Raw genomic sequence first — 20,466 nt, 5'->3', positions numbered from 1 at the left:
GGCCCGGGGACGGCCGTCCCCGGGCCTTCGTGCGTTACTGCGGCAGCCCCGCGGTGCGGACGCCGTCGCCGCTGAACCGCAGCCCGAGCCGGTGCCCGCGGCCGCCGTTGCCCACCTTCACGAGCACCGCGTTCCAGCCGGCCTTGAGCGCCACCGGGAACGTCTCCTCGACCGCCGTCACCGGCGCCCCCGGCCGGTCGAACGCGGAGCGATCACCCACCCAAATTCGCACCGGGTCGTCGGCCAGCACGATCCCCGTCGCTGCCTGCTCCTTCGGCGAGTAGACGAAGGTGCGGACGTAGACGCCACCCGGGTCGGTGGTCGGGAAGACAGCCTTCAGGTCGAACAGGCCGTTGGTGTCGGCGCGGGCCGGCTCCCACTTCGTCGCCTTCGAGGCCGGGTCGGCTGTGACCTCGGCGCGGGCCACGCCCAGGTTCGCCGAGAAACCACTGACGACCGAGCCTTCGACCGTGACGCCGCGGAGCAGTTCCTGCTCGGGTCGGTTCTTCAGGAACGCCAACAGGTCGATGAACTGGTCGAAGCTGAGCGGCGAGACCGTGTTGTCGGGCATGAGCGACAACCGGGACGGCGTCACGCTCTCGATGTCGGACTTGGCCAGCCGCAGGTCGCGGCCGTTGGCGTCGCGCATCACCAGCTCGGTCGCCGTTTCCGACACCTTGAGCCCGGTGTGAACCTGGCCGTCGGCGCCGACGACGCGGTACGCCTGGAAGCCTTCCTTGATCTCCTTGCTGGGGTCGGCGATGGCTTCGAGAATCTTTTCGAGCGTGTGCGTGTCCCACAGCCGCGTCAGGTCGGGGCCGGTGCCGCCGCCGACGCCCTCCATGCGGTGACACGTCGCGCAGTTCAGCAGTCGCGTGTTCAGGAACAACTCCCGCCCGCGCGCCGCACTCCCGCGGGTGGCGACGAGCCCGCGGATGCGTTCCACCTGCGTCGGCTCCATCGACAGGAGCAGCCCGCCCCGCATCACCTCGGCGAGCAGCTGGGAGACGGCCGGGTCGTCGGTCGTGAAGCGCCGCAGGGCGTCGGACACCTGCGGGAACAGCTCGCGCGGCAGCTTCTTGGCGACGTACCGCTCGCCCACCAGCTTCGCCCCCGCCTTCGTCGCCCCGAGGATGACGACGGCTTCGGTTTGGAGCGTCGGGTCCGGCTGGTCGAGCATCGCCTCGGCGACGAGCTGGGCGGCCTTGGCGTCGAGCGCCGCCAGGGTGCGGATCGCTTCAAGCTTCAGAGCCGGCGGGTTGGCCCCGGTCAGGATCGAGGTCATGGGCGCCACGGCGTCCTTCGCCCCGAGCACCCGCAGGGCCTTCACGAGCCCGACGCGCTCCGCCGGGGCGCGGTCTGCCTGCCCGAGCGCCTCGATCAGCTTCGGCGCGGCCGAGACGAGCCGCGTCGCCTCGACGGCGCTGACGCCTGCCGCGCGGACCGTGGGTGCCCGGTGGTCCAGGAGTCCTGCGACGAACGCGCGGCCCTTCGGTGACAGGTTGCCGTCGGACGCGGCGAACACTTCCGCGGCCGCGGCCACGACCGCCGGCGCCTCGTCGCGGCGCGTGCGGAGGTAATCGACGAGCGGGTCGAGTGAGACCGGCGGGTCGAGCTGGTAGTTCGTGTACGACCGCACCAGCGCCTCGCGCTGGGCCGGCGTGGCGTGCGGGGTGGCGAGCAGGTCCGGCAGCCCCGCCGCCGCCTCGCGCGACCGGAGTGTCAGCATGATCTCTACTGCAGCCTTGAACTCGTTGTCGCCGCTCTGGGCCAGCGTCAGCAGCGCGTCGACGCCGGCCTTGCCGAGCCGCTCGACGCCGCGGACGTGGGCGTCGCGCAGGTACACGTCGGCGGCCTCGTCGGTGCGCCACGCCGCGAGCAGTGCCTCCGCGGCGGCGGGAACGCCGACTCGACCGAGCCCCAGCGCCGCGGCGCGGCGCACCGTCTGGTCGCTGTCGCTGAGCGCGACCAGCAGCACCTCGAAAGTGCGGGCGTCGCCCTTCGGGGCGTTCAGGGCCAGCCCGTCGACGGCGAGCCGCCGCACGTCCGGCGATTCGTCCACGAGCAGCTTGCGGAACACGTCTTCCACGTCCGCGTTCCACCCGGCCGACAGCACCCCGAGGCCGACGAGCCGGGCGTCCCCCTGAATCTGGTCGGTCTTGAAGCGGCTCAGCACCAGGTCGCGGGCCTTCGCGCCGCGGCGGACGAGTTCCTTGCGGGCCTCGACGCGGTCCGTCAGGTCGGGCAGGCCGAGGGCGTCCACCAGCGCCGCGTCCGGCAGCGCCTTCACCTTCGCCCAGCTGTCCGTGCCGCGCAGCGGCAACTCCGGCGTCGCCGCGTTGCCGGCCCAGCGGATGCGGTAGACGCGGCCGTTGACGCCGTCGCCGGACAGCTTGCCGGCGCCGCCGGAGTCGGTCCGCCAGTCGCACACGTACATGGCCCCGTCCGGCCCGGTGACCATCTGGCACGGCCGGAACAGCGGGTCGTCGCTCTTGAGGAACTCGAACTCGCCGGTGATCTGGAACGTCGAGCCGGTCGGCACCGTGCGGTACGCCCGCACCACGCGGCGGTACACGTCCGGGTAGTAGAGCAGGCCGCGGTATTGGGTCGGGATGCGGGTGTCGTTGTAGATGAGGAGCCCGGCAGGGGACCCGCGGCCGGTCTTGATCATCGGCGGCAGGGTGCCCGGCAGCTCGCCGGCGACGGAGACGCGGGCCTCGTCCGGGCGGCAGCAGCGGGCGCCGTAGCGGAGCCGCCAGCCGAAGTCGGCCGCCTCCGCGACGTGCATGATGCGGCAGCCCATGAACTTGCTGCCGTCCTCGTTGTCGTTGTCGGCGTGGAACCAGTTGAAGGCGCCGTCGTACGCCAGGTCGCGGTACGGGTTGCGGTAGCCGATCGAGAACGTCTCCATCCGCGAGCCGTCGGGCCGGCAGCGGAACACGGCCCCGGTGCGCAGCACGGTCGCCCGGCTGCCGTCGGAGCCTTCGACGTAGTTGTCGTCGTCGCCGCTGGTGAGGTAGAGGAGGCCGTCGTTGCCGATGGTCAGGCCGGACACCTGATGGTGGTGGAAGCCGCAGAAGCCCTGGGCCACGACCTCGCGGATGTTCCACGGGTCGGAGGGGTTCGGCGCCCGGCTGGTGTCCACGCCGCTGATGTTGCCGGCGGTGGCCTGCCGCCAGCGGCGGACGGTGCCGCGGCCGGTGACGTACAGCCAGCCGTCGTGCCACAGGATGCTGCTCGGCAACTCCTCCGACAGGATGGTGCGCGGCGGGTCGAACTTGCCGGTCTTGGTGTTGGGCGTGAAGTGCTTCACCAGGTCCGTGGTGAACTTCTTCATGGTGGTGATTTCGCGGGTCGTGCCGTCGCGGTAGCGGAACGTCTCGACCACGGGGAACCAGCGGTCGCGGGTGACCGGGTCGGGCCGCCACTCCATCACGAACAGGCTGCCGTCCGGGGCGAACGTCATCCCGACGGGGTTCACCACGTCCGGCTCGCTCAGAACGATTTCGAGGCGGAAGCCGTCCGGCAGGAAGTAGCCCTTGAGCCGCGGGTCGAACTGGCCCTGATCGACCATGCTGACCGCGAACGGCGCGGGTTTCGGGGCCGACTGCGGCTGACTGAACTCGGGCGGCGGCGGGACTCGGTTGACGACGGGCGGCTGGGCGGCGGCGGGGCGGGGCACGGTCAGCAGTGCGCCGACCGCGGCCGCGAGGCCGGCGAGGGAGAGGAGGAGGCGCATTGGGGGGAGTGCTCCGGCCGTGTCGGAGGGATGAAGAGGGCAGGGGGGTTGGGGAAGTGTACCCCATTCCGCCCGGGCGAGGAGGTGGGAACGGGCGCGAACCGCCGGCCTGCCGCGCCAGTCTTGTCGGACGCGGGCGGCGTCATAACGTATTGGCGAGGCCGCGACCGGGGTCGCCCGGGGCTTTCGAGGCGGGGTAGCTCAGGGGTTAGAGCAATCGCTTCATAAGCGATGTGTCGCCGGTTCAATTCCGGCCCCCGCTATTGGATGTAACTCAAATCGGCTGAAGCCTTTAGTGCTTACCCTCCGAAGGTCGGAGGTGCGGCCGGAACGCCTGCAACTGCGGTAGTTTACCGCAGGAGGGATTCCGGATGCCCCGCACCCCGACCGTTCCCACCTACCGCCTGCACGCGCCGAGCGGCCAAGCCGTCGTCACCGTCCGCACCCCCGAGGGCGGCCGCCGGGACGTGTATCTCGGCACCTACAACACCCCCGTAAGCCGACAGGAATACGCCCGGATTGTGGCCGAACTGGCCACCGCACCCGCCGGCGTCTGTCTCGCCGCACCGGTCGCCGGCCGGACGGTGAACGAGCTCCTCCTCCCGTTCTGGGAACACGTCGAACGCCACTACCGCCGGGCCGACGACACGCCGACGAACGAGGTGACCGAATACCGCGTCCTGATCCGCGACCTCCGCGCCCTGTATGGCCACACCCTGGCCCGGGAGTTCGGCCCGCTCGCCCTCAAGGCGCTACGCGGCCGGTGGCTCGATGCCGGGCTGGCCCGGACCTACATCAACCAGCGCGTCGGCCGGGTCCGCCGGCTGTTCAAGTGGGCGGCGGGTGAGGAGCTGGTCCCGTTCGCGGTGTACCAGTCCCTCACCGCCGTGAGCGGGCTCCAGAAGGGGCGGACGACCGCCCGCGAGACGGAGCCGGTCGGGCCGGTGGCCGAGGAACACGTCCGGGCGACGCTGCCGTTCGTCCGCCCGGCCGTGCGGGCGATGGCCGAGGTGCAACTCCTCACCGGGATGCGGCCCGGCGAGCTGGTGCAACTCCGGCCGTGCGACCTGGACACGTCCGGCGACGTGTGGGTGTTCCGCCCCGAGCAGCACAAGAACGCCCACCGCGGGAAGGCCCGGGCGGTGCCGATCGGCCCCCGCGCCCGCGCCATCCTGGAACGCTTCGCCCCGGCCGATCCCACGGACTACTACTTCTCCCCGCGGCGGGTGGTGGCCGCGCTCCACGCCGAGCGGCGGAAGGTGCGCGGAACGCCCCTCTACCGCTCGCACGCCGCGCGGTACGCCGCGCAGCGGACGGCCGCGCCAAAGCGGGCCGCGGGCCGGCGGTACACGACGCACAGCTACGGCGTGGCGGTGTCCCGGGCGGTGCGGAAGGCGAACGAGCGGCGGGAGCGGCTCGCCGGGCCGGGGAACTTCGACCCGGTGGCGCACTGGCACCCGAACCAGATTCGCCACGCCCACGGCACCGAGGTCCGGCGGCTGTACGGGCTGGAGGCCGCCCAGGTGGCGCTCGGCCACGCCCGGGCCGACGTGACCGAACTGTACGCCGAGCGGAACCTCACACTGGCCGCGAAGGTGGCGGCCGAGATCGGGTAACCCCGTTCCCTCGTCGAGCCGAATGGACACAGACATCCGCGGCCCACGGCTTGGATTTGTCCGCGTCGGTGAGAGGGAAGCCATTTTCTAAAAAAAACTTCCCGCGTAGTCGGTGCGGTTCCTTGCGGTTCCGTGCGGTTCCGTGCGGTTCCTGGCGGTCGGGCGAAAATCAGTCGGACATCGCCGCTTGTTCGAAGCCCCCTGTCAATCAGGACGTTTTAGATCGATAGTGGCGTGTACCCTCGCAAACGGAGGCACGCCACGCATGGTTTCGACTTCTCCCGCCACCACCTACCGCAAGCTCACCGCCTACCTCGATCAGATCCCCGGACACCGGCGGAACAGCCGGCCGCACCCCTCGACGTTGATCCGGTGGGCGTCGGTCGGGGTGAAGTTGCCCGACGGCGCCCGTCTCCGGCTCCGCGCCGTGCGTCTCGGTGCCAAGTGGGTGACCCGCGACGACTGGTTCGCGGAGTTCGTGGAGTCGCTGACAAACGCTTACATCGCCACCGACTCGCCGGCCGGGTTCCGCACCCCCGGCGAGCGCTCCGACGCCAGCAAGGCCGCCGAGGCCAAGTTGAAGGAACTCGGACTGTAGCCCCCCGCCCTGGCTCGTCGCCGGGGCGGTCGCGTTTCCACACCCACCAATGGCCACGCCCCGGGTGCTAGCCGGGGCGGTGGCGGTAGGCAGTCTGGGGAGAGAGCCTGTGAATCCCATCTTACCCGCGGCCGACGCGGGAACCAACGACCTGTTATGGGCGCACCTCGCGCCCCACCCGCAAAGCTCACCCGACGGCCGGGAGTTCCTGGCATTCGTGGACGACCCGGACGAGTAACGCCCAACTCCGCCGCGGCACCGCCCCGCGGCCACATCACGCTTGAGGAACTCGACCCGATGGACAAGACGACGACCGACCCGACCGACTTCCCGTTCGGCGCCAACGCGCCGGCCGCCGACGCCCCGGACCCGTTCGACGTGGCCCGGCTGGCGCTCCCCGACGACTCCGACGCCGACCTCGGCGTGCGGGAACTGCTAGTGTCCGTGCCGTTCAGGAAGCCCAGCAAGGAACAGTTCTTCCGGGTCCACCCGGACCCCGTCTACCGGTGCGTCGGCGGGCTGATCGAGCTGAAGGACGACGACGCGGATTCATTCTGGGTGGACCGGTCCCTCTGGCCGGCGCTGGCCGACGAGCCGACGTTCTCCCGCCGGCTGATGGTCACGGCCGTCACGCGCGGCGGGCTGGTGTTCGTGTGGGGGCTGCGGATGCCCGGCCCCGACGGGAAGATTCCCGACTGGGTGAGCATCCCGCAGGAGGCGGCGCGGGTGGCGTCCGAGCGGTGGACGAAACTCTACTGGGACCAGGGCCAGAAGCGGCACCGGATCAAGGTGTCCGAGCACATCACCGACGAACCGACGTGGCCCGACCTCCCGTTCCCCGACCTGTTGCGGCTGGCGTTCAAGGACCGCACCGTGACGACCCTCGACCACCCGGTTCTGCGGAAGCTCCGGGGGGAGGTCTGACCGGTGGACGCGCTCGGCTGCTACCGGCAGGTGTGGTGCGTGGACTTCGAGTTCCACGCCCCGAGCGGCCACCGGCCGACGCCGCTGTGCGTTTGCGCCCGGGAGCTGCGGACGGGGCGGGCGGTCCGCCACTGGCTGACCGACGACCCGCCCGCCGTCGCGCCTTACCCGACCGACGCGGGGGCGCTGTTCGTGGCGTACTACGCCTCCGCCGAGCTCGGGTGTCACCTCGCGCTGGGCTGGCCGCTCCCGGCCCGGGTGCTCGACCTGTACGCCGAGTTCCGGCTCCTGACGAACGGCGGGCCGACGCCGCATGGCTCGGGGCTCCTCGGGGCGCTGGCTCACTTCCGGCTCGACGGGCTGGCGGCGGGCGAGAAGGACGAGCTGCGGGCGCTGGCGATCCGCGGCGGCCCGTTCACCGCCGCCGAGCGGGCCGCGCTGCTCGACTATTGCGCGGCGGACGTGGACGCGCTGGCCCGGCTCCTCCCGCGGATGGCCCCGCGGCTCGACCTTTCGCGGGCGCTGCTCCGCGGGCGGTACATGACGGCCGCCGCGCGGATGGAGTGGACCGGGGTTCCGATCGACGCGGCGGCGCTCGCCGCACTCCGGGAACACTGGAGCGGGATCAAGGAACGACTCGTCCGCGTGGTGGATGCCGACTACCGGGTGTTCGCCCCGACCGGCCGCCAGCTCGACCCGGCCAGCCGGTTCGGTGCCGCTGTTATCGATGCGGCCCGCCAGTGGGAACTCGACCCGGACGCGCTCGCGGCCGCCGCCGACCACCTCCACCGGGAGGAGGTCGAGGCGACCGCCGGCCGGCTGGCCGCGGTCCGCGCCGCCCGCGCCGCTACCGGGCTCACTTCGGCACGGGTCGGTCGGCTCCTCGACGCCGGGCGCGACCACCTCGACGTGCCGGGGCTCGACGTGGCGGCGCGGGAACTCGCCGGCGAGCTGCCGGACCTCGGCATCGGCGGCGGGTACGACCCAGACGGGGTAGACGACGACTACGCCCCGAAGCTGTGGGCGGTCCTGGCGGACCCCGACCCGGCCCCGCGGCCGCGGCACGACCCGGGGCTGATCCGCGACGCCGCGGACCGACTCGGCCCCGACGACGGCGCCACCCGGCCCCCCGGCCCGTTGTCGTTCTCGGCCGACCGGTGGGCGCGGTATCTGGCCCGGAAGCGCATCCCCTGGCCCCGGCTCCCGTCCGGGTCGCTCGACCTGAAGGACGACACGTTCCGCGAGATGGCGAAGCGGTTCCCCGCCGAGGTGGGGCCGATCCGCGACCTCCGTCACTCGCTGGGGGAGTTCCGGCTCAACGAGCTGGCCGTCGGCCCCGACGGGCGGAACCGGTGCCTCCTGTCCGCGTTCCGGTCCCGGACCGGGCGGAACCAGCCGTCGAACACCGCGTTCATCTTCGGCCCGGCCGCGTGGCTGCGGTCCCTGATTCGACCCGGCCCGGGGCGAGCGGTCGTGTATGTGGACTGGTCCCAACAGGAACTCGCCATCGCCGCGGCGCTGTCGGCCGACCCGCAGATGATGGAGGCGTACACGAGCGGCGACTTCTACACGACGTTCGCCAAGATGGCCGGGGCGATCCCGGCGGACGCCACGAAGCACACCCACCCGGCCGAGCGGGAGGCGTTCAAGGTGGTGAGCCTCGGCGTCCTCTACGGGCTATCGGCCGACGGGCTGGCGCGGCGGCTCGGCGCCCCCCGCGGTCGCGGGGTCGAGCTGCTCGACCTCCACCGCCGGACGTTCCGCCGGTTCTGGGAGTGGTCGGATTCGGTCGAGGAGCGGGCGCTCCTCACCGGCCGGTTGCGAACCCGGTTCGGGTGGGCGACCGGCGTTCCGGCGGGGCTCGACCCGGCAACCGGCCGCCCGCTGGCGAACCCCCGGAGTCTGCGAAACTGGCCGATGCAGGCCCACGGCGCGGAGATGATGCGGCTGGCCGCGTGCCTGGCCACCGAGCGCGGGCTGGCGGTGTGCTGTCCGGTTCACGACGCCTTCCTGATCGAGGCGCCAGACGACCGCGCCGAGGATGAAACGGAGCGGATGCGGGACGCCATGCGGGAGGCGTCCGAGCTCGTCCTCCCCGGCTTCCCGCTGCGGACGGACGCGAAGATCGTGCGGCACCCGGACCGCTGGACGGACGCGCGCGGGGCGCGGATGTGGGGGCTGGTGTGCGGGCTCCTGGCCGAGCTCGGGGCGGACCCGACCCGTACCACCGGTGACACCGGACCCGTACCACCGGTGATACCCCCGCCCAGTGTTATCTCTGAGTTCTGTTCTCTTCCCCTATAGGGGCGGTGGAATGCCCGATGCCCGACCCGTTCGACCCGGCCCGGCTCGCCCCGGCCGACTTCCCGCCGCCGACATCCCCGCCGCGCCCCCGGCCCGGGGTGAAGTTCCTCCGCGGGCCGATCCCGCTGGACTGGCTCACGGCGGCCGCGGCGCTCCCCGGCCGTGCGCTGGCGGTGGGGCTGGTGGTGTGGTTCCTGGCCGGGTGCGAACGGCGGCGGACGGTCGCCGCGACCCTCAGCCGTCTGGCGGCACTCGGCGCCGGGACGCGGGCGGCGGCGCGGCGGGGGCTAGCGGCGCTGGAGGCGGCCGGACTGGTGACGGTGGAGCGGCACGCCGGCCGGGCGCCGGTGGTGACGATCCTCGACGCGCCGGACTGAACGACCGGCAACGGCGGTTCGTGGCCGAGTACCTCACCGATCCGAACGCGGCCCGCGCCTACCGCACCGCCTACGCGCCGCCCGCACCCGCCACCGCGGCCGCGAACGGCTCGCGGCTGCTGAGGAATGCTGAGGTCTGGAAGGCAGTAGCGGACGGTCGCGCCGAACTGGAGCAGCAGGCGGTGGCGACCCGGCGGCGCGTGCTGGAGGAACTCGCCGCGGTCGCGTTCTCGGACCTTTCGGACCTGTTCGACCCGACCGGCCCGGGGCTCCGGCTGCTGCCCATGGCTCACATACCGCCGACCGCCCGCCGGGCCGTCCACCGCATCCGGGTGCGGGTCGAGCCGAACGGGACGGCCGAGGTTCTCGAAGTGACGTTCCGGGACAAGGGGCGGGCGCTGGCCCTCCTGGCCAAGCTCCTCGGGATGACCGGCCGGCGGGCGGGCGCCCGCCGCAAACAACAACGAAAGGCAACGGCATGACGACCGAGCGCCGGCTGGTTGCGAATAGGGCGAACGCGGTCCAGAGTACCGGGCCGCGGACGGACGCGGGCAAGGCGGCCGTCGCCCTGAATGCGCTGGGACACGGGCTGTTCTCGGGGGCCGCACTGGTGCCGGGTGAGTCCCCGGACGAGTGGGAGGAGCACCGGGCCGGGGTGGTGGCATCCCTGGCGCCGGTCGGCGCCCTCGAGCTCGCCCTGGCCGAGCGGGTGGCGCTGACCCTCTGGCGGATGCGGCGGGTGACGCGGCACGAAGCCGGCGCCCTGTCGGCCGCGGTCGCCGGCTCGGCTGTCCCCGAGCCGGTTGAGGAATCCCCGGCGGCCGCCTTCCTCCACCTCAAGGGTTACAAGCGCGACCCGGAGCGATTGGCCGACGCCCGGCGGCTGGCGACGACGGCCGAGGCGCTCGCCGGCGCTGCCGATGAACTCGTGAGTCTCCTCGGCCGGCTGGCCGACACGCCGGCGGCGGAACCTGTCCCCGCCGGGGTGGCCCGACTGGTGTTCCGGCTCGGCTGGGAGATGGCCGAGGGGATGGGGCGGGACGCCCTCCCGGCCGCCGAGCCGACGTTCTTAAAGCGGATCGGGGCGGACTGCCGGCGGGTCGATGACGTGACGTGGACGGTGGGGCTCGTGCGCGCCGGGCTCGACTACTACGCCAACCGAATCGGCTGTCCCGCGGCCCGGGTGGTGGCGACCGTGACCCGCCACGCGGCGACGGTGCGGGCGGACGCCATGCGGGACGCAGCCGCGAGGCGGGCGGCCGAGGCGGCGCTGGTGGCCCGTGCCGAGTTCGGCCCGCGGTGGCGGGCGGACGCGGCACTACTCCCGGGGGCGGACGTGGCCGAGCGGGTCATGCGGGTCGAGGCTCACCTCGGCAGGCAGCTCCAACTCACCCTCGGCCAGATCGAAAGGCTCCAAGCGATTCGAGCCGGACAGGCAGTCGCGCCACCGACGGCACTCAACGTCACGTTCACCTCGGACACCGAGTTACCCAAGGCGTAAAAGGGACGCGGGTGGTGCGTGGCTTTGTTCCGCAATGAGGGGGCGAGACGTATCGCCCGAAAGGCGTCGCGTCACTGGTGCATGATGGCGAGTGTCTTGCGTCAGCCGGCGTGGTACAATCCGGCAACGGCCCGCGGAGTAATTACCCGCGATAAAGCTGGGGCAAACAACGAGAGGGCGTTCTCCACCTCGTCGCTTGCCCCGGCTTGGTCGTTTCGGAGAACAGCCCATGCGTGCTCGGGAGGCCGCGTCATCGCCACCGCCACCCAGCTCCCCGTCACCCCCTCCACCGCCCCCTCCGTCGCCGCCCCCGGTGGACTCGGATTGGCCGGAGAAGATCGTGAAGTCCATCCCGCGGGAGTGGGAATGAGCGTCCCAGCCGATCTCGCCGCGGACGCCGCAGGCGACCCCGCCGCACTCGCGGCTATCCAGTTCGTTCAGGACTTCACGCCGAAGCCGGGGGTCGATTACGCATGGGTGGAGGAGAACGCACGCAAGGCATACGAACTGACGGCGGCTGCCTTCGACGCGCTCGACGCGAAGGCCGGGGCCATCATCGGCTACGTCGGGGCGGGTGCCGGCCTCGCGGCGTTCGGTACGGTGAACACCGCGGCCACAGCCGCCGTTCATCCCGCGGTCGCTGCTGCGGCAGTGCCGACGATCCTGTTCGCGGTTGCCGCGCTCGTGTTTGCTGCCCGTTGCCGCAAGTCCGAACCGGTCTACACCCTGCCATCAGCGATACGATTGGCCCGCCGAGCGGAGCAGAACGCCACCGCTGCGGAAGCCCGTGCCTATTTGATTCCGCAGTGGAACCTATCTGCCGCCATGCTTCGGGTCGTCATCCGCCGAAAGGGCGAATTGGTGGATAATGCGACTTGGTGTTTTGGGTGTGCGGTTGCGTCTCTCCTTCTGCCACTACTCGCCGTAGCTTGCACGCGGAATTGGGCGTGGTGACTCCTTCCCCGCCCGCAACCCCCTGACTCCCTTCCTCATTTCCAGAGTGTACGACTGCCCAATGCCCACTACCCGAAAGGTCATTCGTTGTAGACCGCCGCGTCAAAGATGTTGATGAGGTGAATGACGACCCCCGGGACGAGACAGAAGAACAAGCCGATCACTTCGGCAACCAGGAACACCAGCCCGCGGCCGACCTGCCCTTTCACCATCTGGCCGAGCCCCGGGAACAGCCAGCTCAGGAACGCGGCCCCGGGGTAGAAGCTCTGCCGACGCCCGGCCCGCTCCCGCTCATCTCGCAGGCCCGCGTCGAGGTACTCGCCGCAGCGCCGGCACTTCAGCGCCCACCGGCTGACGGGGCTGCCGCAGTAGTCGCACGGCACCGGCTTCGCCGCCCGACGGCGCCGGCGGTCCTCCTCATCTTCGGCGGCCTCCTCTTCCTCCGCGATTGCTTCCCGCAACTCCAGCCGCGTGTCGAGGAGCGTCGCGCGGGTCTGGTCCGCCCGCGCGGCTATCACGTTGTCGGCCGGCCCGAACACGAACACGGCACTTGTACCCCACGCGACCAACAGCGCGGCGCCGCCGATTCCGAGTCCGTAGCCGATCGGCGCCCCTGTCGCCATCGACACGCCGATGATGACCAGGAAGAAAACCGCCCCGACGACCGCCGCGGCCGCGAGCCGTTCCGCGGCGCCGTCGCCGAACCGGAAGAGGTCGAGGAAGCGCCGGGCGCCCTGGCGGACGGTCAGTAAGTAAAGGCGGGTGTTGAGGCGGCGGACATCGCCGCGGAGTGCGGCCGAGTCGGGGCGGGACATGAGCGGTCCAGTATGGGGGATGCACCTACTGGCTGTACGAGCCGCGGTTCGGAAACCGGACACGAAACCCGGCCCGTCGGTCAATCACCCACCTGGACCGCCGCGAATTTGCTACCGCACTTCTACCGCACATCCCCCCGCTATTACCGCATTTCCAAGCGATTCATGCGCGGTAACTACCGCCTTGCAACGGGGCGGATTCGGTGTAAAATCCCTTCGTTTGCAGGCGTTCTCGCGTCCCAGCCGGTCCGTTTGAGTCCGCTTCATAAGCGATGTGTCGCCGGTTCAATTCCGGCCCCCGCTATTCGCGAGACCCCCGGCGACCCCGGGGGTCTCGTCCTTTCTGAACGCCACACCACGCCACCGTTGAACTTCCGCCCCCACACGCGGATAATCCCTTCACCTGTACCGTTCGTCGGAGCCTGCCGTGCGCGCCGCCGTCGTCCTCGCTGTCGCGCTGCTCGCCGCCGGGTGCGAGCCGGCGCCGCCCCCACCGCGCAAGGGGAACATCGCCGACGACGTGCCCGAAGTGACGACCCCGGTGCCGCCGACCCCGCAGCTCAAAGTGGGCGATGTCATCCCGCCGCTCGAGGTGAAGGGGTGGATCAACGGCCCGCCCCCGGCCGTCGGGGCTCCGGGGCAGAAACTCCTCCTCGTCGACGTCTGGGCCGAGTGGTGCCCGTTCTGCAAGAACTCCGCCCCGCAGTTGGTCCGGCTCTACGAGAAGTATTCCTCCCGCGGCGTGCAGTTCGTCGGCCTCACGAACATGCCCGACGACATGGTCGGCCAGTACGTTTCTAGAGCTCGCATCCCGTGGGCCAACGGCTACCTGATGAGTACCGACACGATCATCCGCCTGGGCGTCGGCACTGGCATGCGAGGGGTCGGTTACCAGGTCGCCCCGACCATCTACCTCGTCGGCCCGGACGGCGTCGTCCGCTGGACCGACCAGCGGATGCGGATGAACCACACGCCGCCGAGAGACTGGAATAAGATCGTCGACGCCGCCATTGCCGCCCAGCTCGATGCCCTCGAAAAGCCGTAACCGATGGCCACGCCTCCCGCCCGCCTCTCCCGCCGACAGACGCTCGGCGTCCTCGGCGTGGTCCTCGTCACGCTCGTCGCCGGCGGCTGGGTGGTCGCCGACCAACTCCTCGCCGGACGGGCTCTAACGCAGGGCCGCGCGGCCCTCGCCGCCGGCGACCCCGCCGCGGCCCGCGGCCACCTCGCCCGGACGTTCGCCACCCGGCCGCACGACGCCGAGGCTCACTTCCTCGCCGCCGTGGCGGCGCGCCGCTCCGGCGACCGCGCTGCCGCCGCCCGTCACCTCGACGAGGCCGACCGCTACGGGTGGGATGCCACGGCCGTCCGCGGGGAGCGCGCCCTTCAGGCGGCCGTGAACGGCGGGCACTTCTCCGCCGTCGAACCGGCCCTCCGCGAACTCGCCGGGGGGGCCGACCCGAACGCCGCGGACGCACTCGCCGTACTCGCCACCGGGTACCTGGCCCAGTTCCGCATCACCGAGGCCGACGGGCTGACGGCAAAGTGGGTGGAACTGGCACCGACCGACGCGCGGGCCTGGGCGGCGCGAACGGATGTGCTCGAACGGCTGGAACGCCGCGAGGCGTGCCGGACCGCCTTCGCCGCGTGGGTAACTGCCATTCCCGACGACCGCCGTGCCCGGCTCGGCCTGGTGCGGATGATGCTCGACGCCCGGCGCCCGCCGGCGGAAATCGCCCCGCATCTGGATTGGCTTCAGGCCGCGACTCCGGACGATCCCGATGTGCTCCGGTTCCGCGCCGCCGCGCTCGAGGCCGAGGGGCGGACCGACGAGGCGGTTTCGGTCCTCGACCGGGCGGCCGCTCAGCCCGCGGCGACGGCGACCGTGCTGACGCACCGGGCCCGGCTGGACCTCGACCGCGGTCGGGCTGCCGTAGGCCTGCCGTTCGCCCGCCGGGCCGTCGGCGCCGACGCGTCCGACCTGGAGGCGCGGTTCACGCTGCTTCGTTGCCTCCAGCAGGCGGGCTCGCCGGAGGAAGCGGCCGAAGCTGAGGCCCGCTGGAAGCAACTCCGCGACGATTTGGCCCGCGTCCGCGAACTCGGCCGCCGAATCTCCGCAAACCCGGCCGAGCCTGAACTCCGCCGGGAGATGGGCGAGTTGTTCCTCCGGAACGGCCGCGACGCGGAAGGCGTCCGCTGGCTCGAGTCGGCGCTGATCGTACGGCCCGACCACGGCCCGACCCACCGGTTGCTCGCCGATTACTACACGCGTACGCACCGGCCGGAGCTCGCCGCCGCCCACCATGCGGGATCATCACCTTGACCGTGAATGCCACTGAACATTGCCTGTAAAGCCCAGCCGGGCAGGGGTTTGAATCCGGGAAAAACTTCGCGCATTTTTCGCCCGTCCTCTTGACACGCGTGTCGCGTTAGGTGATTGTCTCATGTAGCGGATTCTCCCGCTGCGCGCTCTATTCTCCCAACTCGCAGGTTCGCCATGACAGCGATCCGTTCCCACTCGCGTGGCAGCCCGGCCCGCAAGGCCGCGTTCACGCTGATCGAGCTACTTGTCGTCATCGCCATCATCGCCATCCTGATCGGGCTGCTGCTGCCCGCGGTCCAGAAGGTCCGCGAGGCCGCCTCCCGGGCGAAGTGCCAGAACAACCTGAAGCAGCTGGGTCTGGCCCAGCACAACTACAACGACACGAACGGCCGCTTCCCGCCCGGCGGACAGATGGGGCCGTTCATGGGCCAGCCCGGCTCCCAGACCGGCGACTGGGGTGACGACCGCGGCTCGTTCCTGACCTACAGCCTCCCCTACATGGAGCAGATGGGTCTGTGGAACCTGATGAGTTCGTTCGGCGGCTCCCCCGAGACGGTGCACAACTCGGCCGGCAAGCTGCGCGCCGCCGCGAACTTCTCCGGCGGCAGCGGCATCGTCAGCACCTACCGCTGCCCCAGCGACGCGTGGAACTCCGACTGGCGGATGACCAACTACGCCGGCAGCGCTGGCCCGCAATGCATGGCCGGGGGCTGCGGCGCGGACATCTACATCGCCAACTGCAACCGTGGTGGCATTACCCACCCCGGTTACGCCGAGAGCCCGGACCACGGCAACGCGTGGGGCGAGGCCGACATCCGCGGCCTGTACAACCGACTCGGGGCCAAGATCAAGTTCGCCTCCGTGACTGACGGCCTCTCCAACACGATCATGATCGGCGAAGTCCTCCCCGAGCAGCACGACCACTACTGGGACGGCTCGTGGACGCACTTCAACGGTGGCGTGGCCCACCACGGGACGAACGTGCCGATCAACTTCGACACCTCCGACCGGGCCGGCCGCTGCGGCAGCGTTCCGGCCAAGAACATCGGCAACTGGAATACGTCCTGGGGCTTCAAGTCGAAGCACAGTGGCGGGGCCAACTTCGTCCTCGGTGACGGCAGTGTCCGCTTCCTGACTCAGACCGTTGACATCCGCACGTACCAGTACCTCGGCTGCCGGAACGACGGCCAGCCCGTCTCCCCCCCGTAAGCGTCGCGGGTCTCCGACACACCGGACGACCTACCCGAGCCCGGCGCGGCCTGCCCGCCCGGGCTCGGTTTCTCTCCAAACACCCGACCGACACGGACACACCCACATGCGACGGCCCTTCCTCCTCTTCGCCTTCACCGCCGGCCTGGTCGCGGGGTGCGGCGAAAAGCTAACACCCGTCAGCGGCACGGTGACCTACGACGGCACCCCGGTCGATGGCGCGGCGGTCGTGTTTACGAACGAAACCGGATCGAAGATGGCGACCGGGCGGACCGACGACAGCGGCAAGTTCACGCTGGAGTACGACAACAAGCCCGGCATCCCGCCCGGCACCTACAAGGTCATGGTGACGCGGACCAAAATCGTCGAAGGCCAGGCACCGGGCGACCCGGCAGCGGGCGGTAAGGTGGACAAGGCCTACCTGGAGAAGATGAAGGGCGACAAGGTCGCCAAGTCGGCCGACGGAGCGCCGCCGATCTACGGTAAGGCGAAGGCCGAAAAGGTCGACATCGGCGACCTGCCCCCGATCTACTCGTCGCCCACGTCGACGCCGCTGTCCGTCCAGGTGCCCGTGAGCGGGCCGGTCGAGTTGAAGCTCGAGAAGAAGAAGTGATTCCCGATCCGGTCGTACCACCGCCGGAACCCGCCCCGCCCCCGCCCGGCCGTCGCGCCCGGCGGGGGTGGCTCGTTCTCACGGCTTTCGTGATAGCCGCGGCCGCGGTCGGGGGCTGGCGCTACCGGGTGACGCGCCCCGACTACGTGCTCGCTCGGGGCGACGAGGCCGTCCGCGCCGGGGACTGGGCTGCGGCCTCGCGGGCGATCGACCGGCTGGAGGCGGCCGGCGCCGGCGACCACGCCGCCGTCCTGCGCGGCGAGTACTTCCTGGCGACCGACCGGCCCGACCTTGCGCTCGGCGCCCTCAGCGAGATCAAGCGAGAGAGTCCGTTCCACCTCCGCTCCGCGGCGAAAGTCGGCCGCTGCCTCCTCGCGCTCGGCAACCTCGCCGAGGCCGACCGGGTTCTCAACCACGTCCTCGACTCCGAGCCGGACAACATCGACGCTCTGCGCGCGCTCGCGGCCGTGGCCTACGACCTGGGCCAGATGCCCGCCGCGGTCGAGCACCTGGAGGCCGTCGCCCGGCTCGACCCGGCCGACGCCCGGCCGCACCGGCTGATGGGGCTGATCAACAAGGACTTGAACCGCTACGAGCCCGCGGAGGCGGCGTATCGCGAGTCGATGCGGCGGGGCCTGGCCGAACCGGCGCGTGGCGAGGTCGTCGTTGAACTCGCGGACGTGCTGGTCCGGGCCGGGAGGTTCGCGGACGCGCTCGCGCTGCTCGACGCCGGGCCGCCCGCTCCCGGGCCGGCAGGCGAGTTGGCTCGCGCGGAGGCGCTGCGGGGGCTGGCCCGCCGGGCCGACGCCGTCGCGGTTGCGGACCGGGCGATCGTCGAGCACCCGACCGACGGCGCGCTCCTGCGGCTTCGCGGACAGCTACACCTGGACGACGGGAACGCACCCGCGGCGGTCGTCGCACTCGAGGCGGCGGCGGCACGGCTGCCGGCGGACTACCAGACGCACTTCCTGCTCGCGCAGGCGTACACGGCCACCGGCCGCACCGCCGACGCGACCCGGTCCGCGGCCAGGGCCGAGGAACTCCGAAAGGCCCTTGAGCGGGCGACGACGCTGACCCGCGAGGCGATGGACCGACCGTGGGACGCGGCGGTGCGGCTCGAACTGGCGACGGTAACGGAGACGCTGGGTGAGCCGAAGCTGGCCGCACTGTGGCGGGCCGCGGCCGCCGCGTGCCGGACGAGGTGACGCCGGCCGAACGCGAAGGTCCTGTGAATGCGCGGGCGGGCGTGGTTTTGGGGTTGGCGGCGAGCTCGCCTCGAGCTATTGTTTCATCGCCTTCACGGTGACAAGGTTCGGAGACGACCCGGGTCCCCGGTGCGGGGGTGCGAGGTGGTGACGGGAACGGGCGGGTCGCCGGGAAGCCGGCGCCGACCGCACTCGACCCCTCACCCCAGTCGGGCGCGGTAACGGATCCCGCCCGATTCATGCCCTCGACAGGCCGGCGGCCCCGGGTTGATCCCCGGGGCCGGTTTCGTTCAAAGCCCTAACTTCGCCCGCGCGTCTTCCAGAATCGCCTTCGTCGCCGTCGCCCCCACCCGCGTTACGCCCACCTCGCGCACGGCCATCAGCGTGTCGAACGATCGCACGCCGCCGGCGGCCTTCACCTGCACGTGCGGCGGGCTGAAGGCGCGCATCAGCTTCAGGTCGTCAATCGTCGCGCCGCTCTCGGCGTAGCCGGTGCTTGTCTTCACCCAGTCGGCCCCGGCGTCGCCGCAGATGCGGCACAGTTCCTTCTTGTGCTCGTCCTTCAGCAGCGCGTTCTCGAAGATCACCTTCACCTTGGCCCCGCGCCGGTGCGCGGCGTCGACCACGGCCGTTACGTCGGCCGCCACGTAGCCGTAGTCGCCGCTCAGCACCTTGCCGACGTTCACGACCATGTCGAGCTCGACGGCCCCGTCGTCCATTGCGGCCTCGCTCTCGAACACCTTCACCTTGGTGAGGTGGCCGCCGTGCGGAAAGCCGATGGTGGTGCTGACGAAAACCCCGGTGCCGGCCAGGAGCTTCGCGGCCAGCGGCACGGCGTAGGGCTTGATGCACACCGACGCCACCTTGTACTCGGCGGCGAGGGCGCAGCCGGCTTCCAGGTCGGCGTCGGTAAGGTGCGGTTGGAGGAGCGAGTGGTCAAACATCTTGGCCAGTTCGGCGAGCGTCGGCATCGGGCACCCGGGAACGGGGACAGGGGACGGGGGCAGTATAGGCGAGCTTGACGGGGCGGGCGGGCGTGCTATGCAGGTGCCGCCCGTCCCACGGAGGAGAGCATGCGCCGCGCCGCCCTGGCCGGGTTCGTTCTGGCCGCCCTGCCGGCCTCTGCCGTCGCCCAGACGCTGCCGTACCGGGCGGTCGTCGCCGACCCGGAGGTGACGCTCTACGCCGGCCCCAGCGACCGCTTCCCGAACACCGGCCGCCTCGCCCGCGGCACCGAACTCGTCGTCCACGAGGACGCCGGCAACGGTTGGGTCGCCGTCCAGGCACCGCGGTCCGTCAGCTGGGTGCCCATGGCCCTCGTGGACTACGACCCGTCGCGGAAGGCCCCGCAGGACGTGACGACGCAGGCCGAGGTCACACTCGCGCCGGGGAAGGTGGGGCTGGCGCAGCCGCTGGCCGAGGTCCGCCGCGTCAGCGTGCCGGCCGGGACGATCCTGACGGTGATCGGCGACAAGGCCGCGTTCGACGGCAAGAGTTGGTATCCGGTGCTGCCGGTGCCCGGCGACTACCGGTACGTGCCGAAGTCGGCGGTCCACGCGGCCGGGCCGGCAAACACCAGCTTCGTCGTCCGCGACACCGCCCCGCCGGGCCTGCCAGCGGTAACGCCGCCGGCGTCGAGCGGCGTGCTCCCCGCAGCCGCGGTCGGGACGGAGCCGGCGTCGAAGGCGGGAAGCAACCACCCGTTGTGGGCGCAGGCCGACGCGGCCGAGAAGGACGGCCGGTTCGAGGACGCAGAGCGGCTCTTCTTCCAGCTGGCCCGGCTCATGAACGAGCCGAACGGCGACCACGACTTGGCGAACCTGTGCTACACGCGCATCCACGGTATCCGCGAGCGGCGGCGGACCGGCAGCACCGGCGTCACAGCACCCGCGGTTTCGATCCCGGGTCCCGGGCGCGCGACGGACCTGCCGAAAGAGGACCGGCCGACGCTGCTGCCGCCGGTCGGCAACACCGGCAAGGCGCCCCCGCCGGCAGTGACGCCGCAGCCGAAGGATTCGGCCGCGGACGCGGCGCCGCGCTGGTCGGGCGTCGGCATGCTGACGCGGTCGGCGCTGGCGCTGGATGGCCGGCGGACGTACGCGTTGGAGTCGTCGCCGGGCGTGGTGCGGACTTACGTGGTGGGCGGTCCCGGCGTCGATCTGGACCGGTACGCGAACCGCCGGGTGGACGTGTACGGCGCGACGCTTACGCGGCGCGACCTGTCGAAGCCGTACATCGTGGCGACGGACGTGAACCCGAACCCGTAGTCTGTCGGGGGCCGTGAAACG

Annotated in this window: 17 protein-coding genes and 1 tRNA gene; 15 read left to right on the top strand and 3 right to left on the bottom strand. The window is 71.5% G+C overall.

What is annotated here, in order from left to right:
* Nucleotides 1-34: 34 nt before the first annotated feature.
* Nucleotides 35-3,739 (bottom strand): PVC-type heme-binding CxxCH protein, encoded by a 3,705-nt coding sequence (locus tag ETAA1_RS20005; protein ID WP_145241567.1) that lies wholly within the window; start codon nucleotides 3,737-3,739, stop codon nucleotides 35-37.
* 190 nt (nucleotides 3,740-3,929) lie between these two features.
* On the opposite strand from ETAA1_RS20005, the gene ETAA1_RS20000 reads away from it, so the two are divergent.
* From ETAA1_RS20000 to ETAA1_RS19960, 9 genes are all read left to right on the top strand, one after another.
* Nucleotides 3,930-4,002 (top strand) — tRNA-Met (locus ETAA1_RS20000).
* Between the two features lie 108 nt (nucleotides 4,003-4,110).
* Nucleotides 4,111-5,355: a tyrosine-type recombinase/integrase gene (locus tag ETAA1_RS19995; RefSeq protein ID WP_145241565.1), complete on the top strand. Its 1,245-nt coding sequence runs from the start codon at nucleotides 4,111-4,113 to the stop codon at nucleotides 5,353-5,355.
* A gap of 265 nt (nucleotides 5,356-5,620) precedes the next feature.
* Nucleotides 5,621-5,953, top strand: coding sequence for a hypothetical protein (locus tag ETAA1_RS19990; RefSeq protein ID WP_145241563.1), 333 nt, complete (start codon nucleotides 5,621-5,623; stop codon nucleotides 5,951-5,953).
* Between the two features lie 297 nt (nucleotides 5,954-6,250).
* Nucleotides 6,251-6,877: a hypothetical protein gene (locus ETAA1_RS19985; RefSeq protein ID WP_145241561.1), complete on the top strand. Its 627-nt coding sequence runs from the start codon at nucleotides 6,251-6,253 to the stop codon at nucleotides 6,875-6,877.
* Between the two features lie 3 nt (nucleotides 6,878-6,880).
* The gene (locus ETAA1_RS19980) at nucleotides 6,881-9,181 is read left to right on the top strand and encodes a DNA polymerase (protein WP_145241559.1); all 2,301 of its coding nucleotides are present in this window, start codon (nucleotides 6,881-6,883) and stop codon (nucleotides 9,179-9,181) included.
* A gap of 17 nt (nucleotides 9,182-9,198) precedes the next feature.
* Nucleotides 9,199-9,558 carry a hypothetical protein gene (locus tag ETAA1_RS32215; RefSeq protein ID WP_202920281.1) on the top strand — a complete coding sequence of 120 codons (360 nt, stop codon included), beginning with the start codon at nucleotides 9,199-9,201 and terminating at the stop codon, nucleotides 9,556-9,558.
* 20 nt (nucleotides 9,559-9,578) lie between these two features.
* Complete coding sequence (locus ETAA1_RS32210; RefSeq protein WP_202920280.1) at nucleotides 9,579-10,040, top strand: terminase small subunit; 462 nt, start codon at nucleotides 9,579-9,581, stop codon at nucleotides 10,038-10,040.
* Nucleotides 10,037-11,059, top strand: coding sequence for a hypothetical protein (locus ETAA1_RS19970; RefSeq protein WP_145241555.1), 1,023 nt, complete (start codon nucleotides 10,037-10,039; stop codon nucleotides 11,057-11,059). The genes ETAA1_RS32210 and ETAA1_RS19970 overlap by 4 nt, the downstream gene beginning before the upstream one ends.
* A 366-nt stretch (nucleotides 11,060-11,425) precedes the next feature.
* Complete coding sequence (locus ETAA1_RS19960) at nucleotides 11,426-12,013, top strand: hypothetical protein (RefSeq protein WP_145241550.1); 588 nt, start codon at nucleotides 11,426-11,428, stop codon at nucleotides 12,011-12,013.
* A gap of 80 nt (nucleotides 12,014-12,093) precedes the next feature.
* Here ETAA1_RS19960 and ETAA1_RS19955 read toward each other — a convergent pair whose 3' ends face one another.
* On the bottom strand, nucleotides 12,094-12,828 hold the full coding sequence (locus tag ETAA1_RS19955; protein WP_145241548.1) for a C1 domain-containing protein: 735 nt from the start codon (nucleotides 12,826-12,828) through the stop codon (nucleotides 12,094-12,096).
* Nucleotides 12,829-13,255: 427 nt separating this feature from the next.
* Between ETAA1_RS19955 and ETAA1_RS19950 the strand changes: the two genes are divergently transcribed.
* From ETAA1_RS19950 to ETAA1_RS19930, 5 genes are all read left to right on the top strand, one after another.
* Nucleotides 13,256-13,873, top strand: a complete 618-nt coding sequence (locus tag ETAA1_RS19950; protein WP_202920279.1) for a TlpA family protein disulfide reductase — start codon at nucleotides 13,256-13,258, stop codon at nucleotides 13,871-13,873.
* A 3-nt stretch (nucleotides 13,874-13,876) separates the two neighbouring features.
* Nucleotides 13,877-15,151 carry a tetratricopeptide repeat protein gene (locus tag ETAA1_RS19945; protein ID WP_145241544.1) on the top strand — a complete coding sequence of 425 codons (1,275 nt, stop codon included), beginning with the start codon at nucleotides 13,877-13,879 and terminating at the stop codon, nucleotides 15,149-15,151.
* 174 nt (nucleotides 15,152-15,325) lie between these two features.
* Nucleotides 15,326-16,360: a DUF1559 domain-containing protein gene (locus ETAA1_RS19940; protein WP_145241542.1), complete on the top strand. Its 1,035-nt coding sequence runs from the start codon at nucleotides 15,326-15,328 to the stop codon at nucleotides 16,358-16,360.
* A gap of 106 nt (nucleotides 16,361-16,466) precedes the next feature.
* On the top strand, nucleotides 16,467-16,973 hold the full coding sequence (locus tag ETAA1_RS19935; RefSeq protein ID WP_145241540.1) for a carboxypeptidase-like regulatory domain-containing protein: 507 nt from the start codon (nucleotides 16,467-16,469) through the stop codon (nucleotides 16,971-16,973).
* Nucleotides 16,974-17,101: 128 nt separating this feature from the next.
* Nucleotides 17,102-18,178: a tetratricopeptide repeat protein gene (locus ETAA1_RS19930; protein ID WP_202920278.1), complete on the top strand. Its 1,077-nt coding sequence runs from the start codon at nucleotides 17,102-17,104 to the stop codon at nucleotides 18,176-18,178.
* Nucleotides 18,179-18,468: 290 nt separating this feature from the next.
* On the opposite strand, the gene deoC is transcribed toward ETAA1_RS19930, so the two are convergent.
* Nucleotides 18,469-19,149, bottom strand: coding sequence for a deoxyribose-phosphate aldolase (deoC, locus tag ETAA1_RS19925; protein ID WP_238389260.1), 681 nt, complete (start codon nucleotides 19,147-19,149; stop codon nucleotides 18,469-18,471).
* A 102-nt stretch (nucleotides 19,150-19,251) separates the two neighbouring features.
* Between deoC and ETAA1_RS19920 the strand changes: the two genes are divergently transcribed.
* Nucleotides 19,252-20,445 (top strand): SH3 domain-containing protein, encoded by a 1,194-nt coding sequence (locus ETAA1_RS19920; protein ID WP_145241537.1) that lies wholly within the window; start codon nucleotides 19,252-19,254, stop codon nucleotides 20,443-20,445.
* Nucleotides 20,446-20,466 lie beyond the last annotated feature (21 nt).

This window comes from Urbifossiella limnaea, from assembly GCF_007747215.1.
GTDB lineage: Bacteria > Planctomycetota > Planctomycetia > Gemmatales > Gemmataceae > Urbifossiella > Urbifossiella limnaea.
Note: the sequence above shows the minus strand (reverse complement) of the source record. Positions and strands in the feature narration are given on the sequence as shown.